Raw genomic sequence first — 10441 nt, forward strand, 5'->3', positions numbered from 1 at the left:
TCCCGCCAAAGCTCGGTGCGGGTCAGTCTCCTCACTCGCGAAACTTGGAATTTTTTACCGTGGGCGGTGACGGGATTATTCGGCTTTGGGATGATACCGGTGAGATTTTAAACCAGTGGCGGGGCAGTCAAACCTCCATTTACAGCGTGGGGGTGAGTGCCTCTGGCCAGACCCTGTTCACACTGGGCGAGGATACGGATATTCGACTGTGGGATGCTTCGGGGCAACCGCTGGCTAGCTTGAAGGGGCATGAGGGGTTTGTGAGCAGCGCGGCCTTTAGCACCGATGGTCAGACGTTGCTCAGCACGGGCAATGATGGCACGATTCGGCTCTGGGAAATTGAAAAGGGACGCCGCTGGAGTGGACAACACGAACGGATTTGGACCCTGGACTGGAGCGCTAACGGTATGACCATGGCCACCGGCGGCAAGGATGGAAAGATTCGCCTTTGGCAACCCAATGGCACCCTTTTGCAAACCTTTCAGGCCCATCCCAAGGGAGTCAATATGGTTAAGATTCATCCCCAGGGCGAGATGATTGGCAGCGTGGGTGAGGATAACCAGGTCAATCTCTGGTCTATGGATGGGACATTGCTCCATCAGTTGACTCTGAAAACCCAGCGCGTTTATTCCCTGGATTTTTACCCGAAGCAGAACTGGGTGGCGATCGCGGCTGATGATGGCATTCTCAGACTTTGGAACTACCGAACCAATCAGGTGCAGAGTTTCAAGGTCAGTAACCAGCCCCTGTGGAGTGTGCACTTTAGCCCGGAAGGAAAGCGCATGATTACGGCGGGGCGGGACGGATCGGTGCATTTATTGACCACCCAAGGCCAGCAACTGGTCGAGTTTGAGACTCAGCAGGGATGGGTGACCAGCGCCAAGTTTACCGCTGATGGTCGGCAGATTGTAACCACGGGCAAGGATGGCACCATCCGGCTTTGGAAGCCCACAGGAATCCTGGAGCAAAGTTTTCGATCCCACGCCAGTAGTATTTTAAATTTAGTGCTCAGCCAGGACGGGGAAAAAATTGCCGCGGCGGGTCAGGACGGGTCAATTCGGGTTTGGACCCTATCGGGGCAAAAGCTGGCCGAGCAAAAGGAGCACCTGGGGGCCGTCTATAGTCTGGCCTTTTCGCCTGACAGCAATACCTTAATGAGTGTGGGGCAAGATGACCAGGTGCGTCAGTGGGAGGTGGGAAATTTAGATCGCCTGATTACCCGTGGCTGTGCTTGGCTTCAGGACTATTTACAACTGCATTCCACCCACCAGGAGGTATGTCAGCCCTAAGTCCACCGGAGACTCAGGGGGCAATGCTTCTGGAGACAAGGGTGGGGGGAGCAAGGTGGGCTTCGTCGGGGATAGATGACGTCCGGAGGGTTTTCTTGGTAGGTTGAACAGCAGGTCTTGGACAGAACTCTCATGGAAATAGGCCAACGTGCGATCGCGCGGTTGTGCAGACCCATTCCTCCACTGCTCGTGTTGGTGGCTTGCAGTGGGTTTGTGGGCACGGGGGGGGTTCCGTCTGCAGCCAGGGCCGTTCCCGATCCTGCACAGGAGGCTGCGGATCCGAGCGATCGCCTCAGGGATCTAGAGGATTGGGTGGGGGATTGGCAATGTCAGGTTGAAAGGGCCGATGGATCGTCGTACTCTTTCCATCTGTCGCCTGGCTGGGAAGCGCAGGCGGATTCAGCTGATTCCCAGAGGGTCTGGCAAGGAACGGTGGTGAATCTGGCTCAGAAAAGCCAAGCTAAGCATCAAATTCTCATGACCCATCCCCGTGCGGATCGCTTTACGGCCATGGAGTCAGCCTGGTATCCAGCGCCAGATCGCTGGATCGTGCTGTCCACCCAGCGCGGCCAAGGCTTGAGGCCTGGGTCGTCGCTTTCCCGGCCTGGAGGTTGACGATGGTGCGTGCTGCCGCTGCGGCCCTTGAGTTCCAGCAGGTCACCTTGCAGACCCGGCCCCCAACAGGGACCCCTGCTGGAGGATCGGCGCGGGTAAAGAACCTGTCGTTTCAGGTCCGGACGGGGGAGGTGTTGGCCTTGCTCGGCCGCAGCGGATCGGGCAAAACCACAACGCTGAAGCTGATGAATGGATTGCTCTTACCCACCCAGGGCCAGGTATGGGTCCAGGGACAGACCACCCAGGACTGGGATTTAATTGCCCTGCGGCGGCGCATGGGCTACGTCATTCAAGAGATCGGTTTGTTGCCCCACCTGACGGTGGCACAAAATGTAGGCCTGGTGCCTTCCCTCTTAGGGTGGACAGCAGGGAAGATTCAGCACCGCGCCTATGATCTTCTGGCCCAGGTGGGGTTACCGCCTGAAGAGTTTGCCCAGCGCTATCCAGTTCAGCTGTCGGGGGGCCAACGGCAGCGGGTAGGGGTGGCCAGGGCCTTGGCAGCCAACCCCGATATTTTGCTCCTGGATGAGCCGTTTGCGGCCCTCGATCCGGTGACTCGCTTTGAGGTGCAGACGCTGTTTTTAGATCTTCAGCGATCGCTCCAAAAAACGGTGGTTCTGATTACCCACGATATCCAAGAGGCCCTGCGTCTGGGCGATCGCATTGGCTTGATGCAGCAGGGGACGCTGGTGTCCCTCACCTCGGCCCAGGCGTTTATGCAGCTAGACCATCCAGAGGCCCAATGTTTTCAACGAACCGTTATGGAGGGATCGGTTCATGGTTGAAGCGTGGCAGCGCCTGGGGCCGGAAATCCTGCAGCATAGTCTGGAGCACCTGGGCTTGGTGCTGGCGTCCATGGGAATGGCGATCGCCTTGGGGGTGCCGTTGGGGATTGTTCTCACCCGTCAAGAGGGCTGGCGCAGATGGGTGCTAGGAGTGGCGAATGTGGTGCAAACCATCCCGAGCTTGGCCCTATTTGGGTTTTTGATTCCCCTGCCGCTGATTGGGGGCATTGGCCCCAGAACGGCAATCGTGGCGTTGATTTTATATGCGCTGCTGCCCATTATCCGCAATACCTACGTGGGCATTCTGGAGGTCGATCCCGCGGTTCGGGAGGCGGCCCGAGGGATGGGCATGACAGACTGGCAGCTTTTAACTCAGGTGGATTTACCCCTGGCGCTTGCTTCCATTTTAAATGGAATTCGGGTAGCCGCCGTGATTGGGGTTGGGGTGGCCACCATTGCTGCAGCGGTGGGGGCGGGGGGATTGGGAACCTTTATTTTTCGGGGCGTGGCGGTGGTCGATCATCAGCTATTGTTGGCAGGGGCCGTCCCTGCGGCATTCATTGCCTTGATGCTTGATATGGTGTTGGGATGGGTGGAGCGATGGCTGAAGCAAGGACAGGCATGATCAAGCAATTGTTGGGACTGGGATTGGCGATCGCCCTGGGGGGCTGTCAGGGACAGAACCCCTCCACCATTGTGATTGGCTCAAAGAACTTTACGGAGCAGTTGATTTTAGCGGAGTTGATTGCGCAGCAGATTGAGGCCAAGACTGACCTCACCGTTGTGCGCAAGTTAAATTTAGGCGGTACCTTTGTCTGTCACGAGGGCATTAAGTCAGGCGAGTTAGATTTGTATCCTGAATATACCGGCACTGCCTACAGCGCCATTTTGAAACTGCCGCCTTTATCCAATGCCCAAGCGGTATTCGCCCAGGTTCAGTCGGAATATGCGCAGCAGTTTAATCTGAGCTGGAGTCAACCCCTAGGGTTTAACAACACCTTTGCGATGGTGGTGCGCGGTGAGGATGCTCGCCAGAACAACCTCACGACCCTGAGCGATCTGGCGAAAGTCGCCCCCCAATGGCGCGCTGGATTTGGCTATGAGTTTCTAGAGCGGCAAGATGGGTTTCCGGGGCTGGCAAAAACCTACAATCTCCAGTTTGCCCAACCGCCAAGGACCATGGATTTAGGGCTGATCTACCGCGCTCTATCGGAGAAGCAGGTGGATGTGGTGGCGGGCAATTCCACCGATGGGGTGCTCTCGCGGCTGGATTTTGTGATTTTAGAAGATGATCGCCAGTATTTTCCGCCCTACCAGGCGGCGGTTGTGATGCGCAACGAGACGCTACAGCGACATCCCGAATTAAAGGACGCGATCGCGACGCTGGCGGGCCAGATTTCAGAGACCGAAATGCAGCAGATGAATGATCAAGTAGACAGTCAGGGAGAGGATGTGAAGGCGGTGGTTCGGAGTTTTTTGGAGAACCAGCAGTTGGAGTAAACGCGACTAAAGCGACGCCATGGGCCATGGACTCCCCGTGGTTGGCTGCGTCTCACAACTTGGCTGCGTCTCACAACGGAGTTTGAGGGTTTGGGCTGAGGTGACCACGGTGAAATCGGGGAGAATTTGGGAGGCCGCTAATCTGAGCAAAACTCATCGTCCAGAAGTGGGTCCACCGTATCAACCCACGCTTCAGGAAAGGCGCAGAGCGATCGCCCGGTCTCATCGGCAGCTATGGCCCACACTTTTTGGGAGCAGCTTGGTAGCAGCCATCAGGATTTGCCATCAGGTCGTTCCTGAGACTCAGGCTGCTCTCTGGCAGATCCTGGATTGCGCTTCTTGCTTCGCGAATTGATCTGGCCCAGCGATTATTTTCCTAGGGATTTAATGAATCCTGGATAGGCGCTGCGTTTAGGCAGATATTGCCCCTTGAGCAGAGTTTTGCCTGCAGCTTGCTTCTGAGTCTAGACACTCAATTGCGGACAGGGCGGATTCTGGTGTTGGGTGGAGGCATTGCGATCGCGCTTCGAGCTGTGCGTGAAACGATGCTTGGTAATCTTCACTCGTCTTGCGCCTATTCTGGGCAAGAGTTAACCAATCACCAAAACTAGCTTTGATGGGGACGTTTATATCCGGGAAAATTTACGATTCTGGCGGAACAGCAAGGCATGTAATTTTTCTTTTGAGAAAATAAAGTAACCCGAGAGAATTGCGGAAGGAGGCTTACAGGATCAGAATACGTAAAGAGCTGCGACGTTCCATTTCAGGCAATAGCGATCCTCACCCCATCCAGTCACGTGTACCATATAAGGTTGATATAACACCCGATTAAGGGGTGTTATATTTAAAAAGTATGTATAATGCCCCTCAGTTGGGGCGTTATACGTAGCTTTGACGCATAATATGCCGATCAAGGGTGTTATGCGTCATGATGATGTATAAATAATAGTTATGCCGCTCAAGGTATCGGTGGAGGCAGTGGTTTGGAAGTTACTTGTGAGGTAAGAACAAAACCACCTACCAAGATCCCGGACATCTGGTAGGCCGTCTCAATCAGTTTTTGATTTGAATTAAACTGTTTCTGCTAGTTGGTTGTTCAGGGATTCACGATCAAACTGGTAATTTTGGAACAGGTCACTCAGAACAGTTTTATCTGTTTCAGATAGCCGAACTAAACCCCACAAGAGATGTTCAGTCCCAATCGACTTCTTACCTTGGAGTCGAACGATTTGCAAAGCAAGCTCTAGAACGAACTTGCCTTGTGGACTGAATTCTAGATTTTCGAGGGATTCAAAAGAATGTTCGTTAGTTTCAATGTCTGGCGTTACACCGTTGGCTTGAAGTAAACGAGCCGAGGTTGTGGTTGGATCAGCCAACAAGCCAGCCAGCAGATGCTTTGGTTCAACTTGGGATTTCTGTAATCGTGCTGCCTCATTTCGAGCGAAATTGATTGCATTAATTGCTTTCTCATTGAACCGCTCGAACCCAAACTCGAAGCCAAAGAAATTTTTGACTCTCTCAACTAATGTCTGCATAGAGTTCTTAGCCTCATAAACGAAAACGTCTTCGATTGCGACGTTAAACAGGTTGGCAAGTTTGAAAGCCATGTCCAAGCTGGGGTCAAACTTACCAGATTCAAACCCATTAACCGCCTGACGACTCACTCCTAATTCTCTGGCAAGGTCAGACTGTGACCATTGATGCAGTTGTCGAAGTTCTTTCAATCGGTTTTTCATGGATTTGCCTGCTTTTTGTCAAGTAGCACTTTACATCAGGGCAAAGCGGAGTGTCAAGTACAGCTTGACAAAGATGTCTGTGGTATCGTTTGGAGTAGCTGAAACTCTCACCCCAAGCGCGGCATAACAACCCTGCTGGAGCGGACTGACAGGAGATCTGGGTTGTGTTGCGAAGGTTACTTGCAGCCGCTCAGCAGGAACGTTAGCTGGCTCCGAATCCAGTCCTTACACTCGTCTTTCAAGGTTATTTGTCAAACCGAAATCGCCCAGAAAATGGTCTGTTGAGGCAGTGGTTAGAGTTTTGTTTGTAGTTCCGAAAGCACCCAAAAGGTGGATGGTGAGGGCAGTCGCGAGGGGTGATCAATACAGTGTTTAGATAGTTATGCGATCTCTGACTTGTGCCGTCAGCAATTTACGAACTATCGCACTCTCAGGATGAAAAAATGAGGTTGCGATTAGTATATAGGTTGTTCGTGATTTAATTTCTTAAGAGACAGTAATCGAGGAACTATAGATGTCAACCGAACTGACACAAGAAGAAAACCTTTTATTCCAAAGTTATTACACGTTTTCCCTGCTCACTGAACTCCACAACAATAACCTGCTTGAGTCCGAATACTATGATGGTATGGTCTTCGGAGTACCTCAAATTAAGGACGATTTGCGATCAATCGGCATTGATAATCAGGGATGCGTTTTGATAGCATTGTATGTAATGCTGGTAATTCCGAAGGAAATCGTACAGCAGAAATATTCATCAGAATACGACAGTATTAGTCAATTTCTGCGGACGCACACGCAGAATACCTCGACAACCTATAGCTCAGACAAAACCATCGTTAACTTTCTAAGGCATATCCGAAATGCAGTAGCGCACGCTCGTGTCGAGTTTCGCCCGAATGACGTTGTAATATTTTCTGATGCAAATAACAAAAATGAATCGTTCTCAACTGAGTTGCCTTTAAGATACCTTGGTGAGTTTGTAAATCAACTTCAAAAGGTTCATATCGCCTACAGTCAGGATTGGCACCAACAAGGTAGTTAGTTAACCTATATTTCATTTGCCACAGCCCGAAGCTTGCAAGCGTTAGTTTGCTCCGCATAAATTTCCTGCACTACCCTTCAGAGTGATCAGTAAGTCCGAAAACGTCCAGTAGATTTTGGGAAAGATATAGTTGAGAAGTTATCGGTGTATGCCCCAGCTAACACGTCAGTGCAGCGGATTGACGGGCGATTGTTGCTGAGTTCAAGGTTATTTGCAACCGCTGACTTTTGCCGTTAGCTGGAGGAAACAACAGAATGACTACAACCATTACGCAAGAAGATAATTTGATTCTTCAGAGCTACTACATTGTTCTGCTATTAAAAGAGTTAGGTGAAGTAAAATTCGAAGATTCTAGTATATTTAGTAGCTTGAATCTTCCACCCGAGACAAAGAAATCTCTAGAGGATATCAAGATACAGAACCAGGGAAGTGCGATTATGGCTCTTTACGCTATGTTGGTAGTGCCCAGGGAGAAATTGCACAAGAATTTGAAAATGAATATCAAAAAATTAATGATTTTTTAAGATGTGAAGTAACACTGCATAAGACCACATATAAAAACGAATATGCAGAAGACCTAACTTCTATTGACTTTATAAAGCACGTACGTAACTCAGTAGCCCACGCGAAAGTATCTTTTGAACCGAGTGTTTCTGTAACATTCAAAGATCAGAGGGTGACGAAGAAAAAGGGCGGCGAAGAAAACGTTGAAGAAATATCCTTTAGCTTACCGCTAGTCAAGTTTGGGGATTTTTTCAATTCATTGCAAAGTGTGCATTTAAAATATATACAAAAACATACTAATCCACAGTTTGCTAGCCAATGATGCCAATCAGGACGTACAGAGAGGTTCTATTCTGGTATCCAGGTGTGCTCATTCTTGCAGCCCTGGTATAACTAAGGTATAACCAAAGGATAGAACTTTAAGCCAATGTCGCTATGAAAACTGCAATTTCACTTCCAGATGCAGTCTTTGAACAGGCAGAAACGCTTGCTCAGCAGTTAGGGCTGTCACGCAGTGAGCTTTACACGAAAGCGCTACAGGCTTACCTGAAAAGGTACAACCGTGAGCAAATCTTGCTCAAATTGAACCAAGTTTACGCTACAGAGTCCTCTGAACTTGATCCAGTGATGGCAAAAATTCAGTTTATGTCTTTGCCCCACGAGGATTGGTAATGTATCGGGGAGAAATTTGGTGGGCGAACCTACCCGATCCAGTAGGCTCAGAACCTGGGTATCGTCGTCCCGTCTTGGTGATTCAAGATGATACTTTTACCCAGAGCCAGATTAGCACTGTTATCGTCGTTATTATCACTTCAAATATTCGGTTAGCGGAAGCACCAGGTAATGTACTATTACTGCTTGGGGTATCGGGTTTGTCGAGAGATCCCGTTGTAAATGTCTCTCAAATTTTCACGATTGATAAAACCTTTTTGACTGAGCGTATTGGTTCGATACCAGACTCCTTACAGGAGGAGATAGATGAGGGTTTACGAACAGTTTTGTATCTCTAGCAAAGCCAGCTAATCGGGATAGGGAGAATCCTCACGAATCCCCCCTCCCACACCACCCATCATGCAGGTCCGCAATGGGCGGTTCTCAATCTACCTGCTAGATAATTTGACTGACTTCTTTTCATAGCCTTGGGCTGGGTGCATCCCACTTATGCAGCAGTAGAAATACTCAGGCATGATGAGCGATTGAGGTAGGCACAACGGAGCCGCAACATTTTAGGCACATTCTCCGGTCGCCATCGAGCCCCAGATATTTTCAGTCGGGCACTCACCTGCTTGATCTTCGATTCCACCGCGCCAGACCCAATCGGAATGCCCATCCTCTGGTAGTGCCGATAATCAGGGAGGCGATGACGATGTTTTCGTAGATACTGTTGGAACCTTTTCGCCTGTAGCCGATTGAGACCCTCAAAGGCCGCAATGGCTGCCTCAACCCAGCCATGCCAGAGTAGCGATTCCACTGTTTCCAAACGCTTGAGACTGCCACCCACCTTGTAGAGGTTTTCTTTGAGGTGATACCAATCCAAAACCTGTCGGCATATGGGTACTCCTTGGGTGAGTTGCTCCATCACATTCCAAACCCCATCATGTCCATCTCCAAGACAGGTTATCAACCTGGCACGAGGTTGCTGTGCGTACCACGATTGCAGCCCGGCCGGGTCTTGGAAAAATCCCTCACTCACACTGCCGTGCAAGCGAATCAGCTTATCATCTCGCCATTGACTGCCCTGCTCGGTGCGCAGGCACACCTTGCCCCCATCCACGCTCATCGCTTCGCTGGGATGCTCAGCCAAACTGGCCGGTTGCTCTATACGAGAAACCATCCGGTGCAGACTGCTGTGGCTAATCTTGATGCCCATTATCGCCTCAAGGTCTTCTGAAGCTTGCTCGTAGGAGGTCTTGGCACACATTCTTAAACAACACTTTTCTAGGGCAGGAGAAATGGGGCTTTTGGAATCCACGCCTAACTCTCGTCCCCGGTGGTGTGGCAATCCCACTGGGCCAACCAGGGTTCGTATGACTCTCAATCGACCCTGGGAGGTTGGCTGTGAGTCTGAGAAAAAAAACTTCGGCAAGGGTGGGGGCAACCGTTTGGAGCAGTTGGTCTCGCAACTCTACCTCAATGCTCTCGAAATCCTGAAGCTTATTGGTTTCGGTATTGCGTTTCAGAATATGGGCGGCTTGCCTGAGATGGTCATCAAGTGCAGCTTGGTCCTCAGGAGACAGTGGCTTCATAATGAAAAGAGTCTGGTTACGACGCTTCTATTCTCTCACCCTCCTCAATCCGTATTGATACCTGTCGCTATGTGGAATGCACCCAAATTCTTTGTCCTCCTGTTGGAATTCCCATTGAAGTATTGCGTCGGCTCTATGAAGTTGTAAAAGAACGCCACAATAAAGCGTAAATGAAAGGAAATAACACATGCAAATCACGATCGACCTACCACCAGATCTCGAACAAGACTTAATCCGTCAAGCAGAGCAATCTAATGTCCCAGTGCAAACCTTGATTTTGCAAGCCTTGCGCCAGATAATTCAACCGCTATCCGTTTCCGCTTCTCAGTGGTCTGAAACTATCTTGTCCTACGAGGGAGCTCCTGACTTCCCGGCATTTGAGTCCTACCGAGACGAACTCCTTCCACCCCGTGAACCGGAGCTATTTTGATACGTTATCTCCTCGATACCTGCGTCATCAGCGACTTCATCAAAGGTGAAACTGGAACTACAGCCAGACTCAAACAAACCCCACCTGCTGATACTGCTATCTCAACAATTACAGTCATGGAACTCCGTTACGGTTTGGCGCTGAATCCGCAACGTGCTCAAAAGGTTGAACCTGCAATTACCAGTATTCTATCTTCTGTAACCATTCTGTCATTGTAACCGTCCCAGGGTCGAACGAAAAAATGAGCGTTTTAGGGTCGCCAGTCGATTAAGATACAGAGCATGAGTTCTT

Annotated in this window: 14 protein-coding genes and 1 pseudogene; 12 read left to right on the forward strand and 3 right to left on the reverse strand. The window is 50.4% G+C overall.

Annotated elements, in window-relative coordinates:
- The 5 genes from QQ91_RS20880 to QQ91_RS20900 form a co-directional block, all read left to right on the forward strand.
- Positions 1–1289: WD40 repeat domain-containing protein (locus QQ91_RS20880; RefSeq protein ID WP_201277516.1), on the forward strand; the 1289-nt coding region annotated here is incomplete at its 5' end.
- Between the two features lie 132 nt (positions 1290–1421).
- Complete coding sequence (locus QQ91_RS20885; protein WP_166283648.1) at positions 1422–1904, forward strand: hypothetical protein; 483 nt, start codon at positions 1422–1424, stop codon at positions 1902–1904.
- A 2-nt stretch (positions 1905–1906) separates the two neighbouring features.
- Positions 1907–2689 carry an ATP-binding cassette domain-containing protein gene (locus QQ91_RS20890; protein WP_166283650.1) on the forward strand — a complete coding sequence of 261 codons (783 nt, stop codon included), beginning with the start codon at positions 1907–1909 and terminating at the stop codon, positions 2687–2689.
- Entirely contained in the window at positions 2682–3314 is a 633-nt protein-coding gene (locus tag QQ91_RS20895) for an ABC transporter permease (protein ID WP_166283652.1), read from the forward strand. Before QQ91_RS20890 ends, QQ91_RS20895 begins: the two co-directional genes overlap by 8 nt.
- Positions 3311–4189: a glycine betaine ABC transporter substrate-binding protein gene (locus QQ91_RS20900; protein ID WP_166283654.1), complete on the forward strand. Its 879-nt coding sequence runs from the start codon at positions 3311–3313 to the stop codon at positions 4187–4189. Before QQ91_RS20895 ends, QQ91_RS20900 begins: the two co-directional genes overlap by 4 nt.
- Before the next feature lie 232 nt (positions 4190–4421).
- Here QQ91_RS20900 and QQ91_RS21875 read toward each other — a convergent pair.
- Together QQ91_RS21875 and QQ91_RS20905 are read right to left on the reverse strand one after the other, a co-directional pair.
- Positions 4422–4550 (reverse strand): annotated as a pseudogene (locus QQ91_RS21875) (hypothetical protein); the annotation flags it as partial.
- Positions 4551–5259: 709 nt separating this feature from the next.
- Entirely contained in the window at positions 5260–5925 is a 666-nt protein-coding gene (locus tag QQ91_RS20905) for a helix-turn-helix transcriptional regulator (RefSeq protein WP_166283656.1), read from the reverse strand.
- Positions 5926–6439: 514 nt separating this feature from the next.
- On the opposite strand from QQ91_RS20905, the gene QQ91_RS20910 reads away from it, so the two are divergent.
- From QQ91_RS20910 to QQ91_RS20925, 5 genes are all read left to right on the forward strand, one after another.
- Positions 6440–6970, forward strand: a complete 531-nt coding sequence (locus tag QQ91_RS20910; RefSeq protein WP_166283658.1) for a HEPN family nuclease — start codon at positions 6440–6442, stop codon at positions 6968–6970.
- 254 nt (positions 6971–7224) lie between these two features.
- Positions 7225–7494 carry a hypothetical protein gene (locus QQ91_RS20915; RefSeq protein WP_166283670.1) on the forward strand — a complete coding sequence of 90 codons (270 nt, stop codon included), beginning with the start codon at positions 7225–7227 and terminating at the stop codon, positions 7492–7494.
- Between the two features lie 14 nt (positions 7495–7508).
- Positions 7509–7796 carry a HEPN family nuclease gene (locus QQ91_RS21940; RefSeq protein ID WP_510980330.1) on the forward strand — a complete coding sequence of 96 codons (288 nt, stop codon included), beginning with the start codon at positions 7509–7511 and terminating at the stop codon, positions 7794–7796.
- 113 nt (positions 7797–7909) lie between these two features.
- Positions 7910–8146: a hypothetical protein gene (locus QQ91_RS20920; protein ID WP_166283672.1), complete on the forward strand. Its 237-nt coding sequence runs from the start codon at positions 7910–7912 to the stop codon at positions 8144–8146.
- Complete coding sequence (locus tag QQ91_RS20925) at positions 8146–8484, forward strand: type II toxin-antitoxin system PemK/MazF family toxin (RefSeq protein ID WP_236096243.1); 339 nt, start codon at positions 8146–8148, stop codon at positions 8482–8484. The genes QQ91_RS20920 and QQ91_RS20925 overlap by 1 nt, the downstream gene beginning before the upstream one ends.
- A 149-nt stretch (positions 8485–8633) precedes the next feature.
- Here the strand turns inward: QQ91_RS20925 and QQ91_RS20930 are convergent, their stop codons facing one another.
- Positions 8634–9572, reverse strand: a complete 939-nt coding sequence (locus tag QQ91_RS20930) for an ISKra4 family transposase (protein ID WP_349306879.1) — start codon at positions 9570–9572, stop codon at positions 8634–8636.
- 335 nt (positions 9573–9907) lie between these two features.
- On the opposite strand from QQ91_RS20930, the gene QQ91_RS20935 reads away from it, so the two are divergent.
- Positions 9908–10150 (forward strand): hypothetical protein, encoded by a 243-nt coding sequence (locus QQ91_RS20935; protein ID WP_166283678.1) that lies wholly within the window; start codon positions 9908–9910, stop codon positions 10148–10150.
- The gene (locus QQ91_RS21750; RefSeq protein ID WP_349306880.1) at positions 10147–10368 is read left to right on the forward strand and encodes a PIN domain-containing protein; all 222 of its coding nucleotides are present in this window, start codon (positions 10147–10149) and stop codon (positions 10366–10368) included. The genes QQ91_RS20935 and QQ91_RS21750 overlap by 4 nt, the downstream gene beginning before the upstream one ends.
- Positions 10369–10441: the final 73 nt, after the last annotated feature.

The sequence above is a fragment of the Lyngbya confervoides BDU141951 genome (assembly GCF_000817775.3).
GTDB lineage: Bacteria > Cyanobacteriota > Cyanobacteriia > Thermosynechococcales > Thermosynechococcaceae > Lyngbya > Lyngbya confervoides.

Coding starts and splice junctions, on each gene's coding strand:
- QQ91_RS20885 (WP_166283648.1), top strand. CDS start 1,422: ATGGAAATAGGCCAACGTGCGATCGCGCGGTTGTGCAGACCCATTCCT.
- QQ91_RS20890 (WP_166283650.1), top strand. CDS start 1,907: ATGGTGCGTGCTGCCGCTGCGGCCCTTGAGTTCCAGCAGGTCACCTTG.
- QQ91_RS20895 (WP_166283652.1), top strand. CDS start 2,682: ATGGTTGAAGCGTGGCAGCGCCTGGGGCCGGAAATCCTGCAGCATAGT.
- QQ91_RS20900 (WP_166283654.1), top strand. CDS start 3,311: ATGATCAAGCAATTGTTGGGACTGGGATTGGCGATCGCCCTGGGGGGC.
- QQ91_RS20905 (WP_166283656.1), bottom strand. CDS start 5,925: ATGAAAAACCGATTGAAAGAACTTCGACAACTGCATCAATGGTCACAG.
- QQ91_RS20910 (WP_166283658.1), top strand. CDS start 6,440: ATGTCAACCGAACTGACACAAGAAGAAAACCTTTTATTCCAAAGTTAT.
- QQ91_RS20915 (WP_166283670.1), top strand. CDS start 7,225: ATGACTACAACCATTACGCAAGAAGATAATTTGATTCTTCAGAGCTAC.
- QQ91_RS20920 (WP_166283672.1), top strand. CDS start 7,910: ATGAAAACTGCAATTTCACTTCCAGATGCAGTCTTTGAACAGGCAGAA.
- QQ91_RS20925 (WP_236096243.1), top strand. CDS start 8,146: ATGTATCGGGGAGAAATTTGGTGGGCGAACCTACCCGATCCAGTAGGC.
- QQ91_RS20935 (WP_166283678.1), top strand. CDS start 9,908: ATGCAAATCACGATCGACCTACCACCAGATCTCGAACAAGACTTAATC.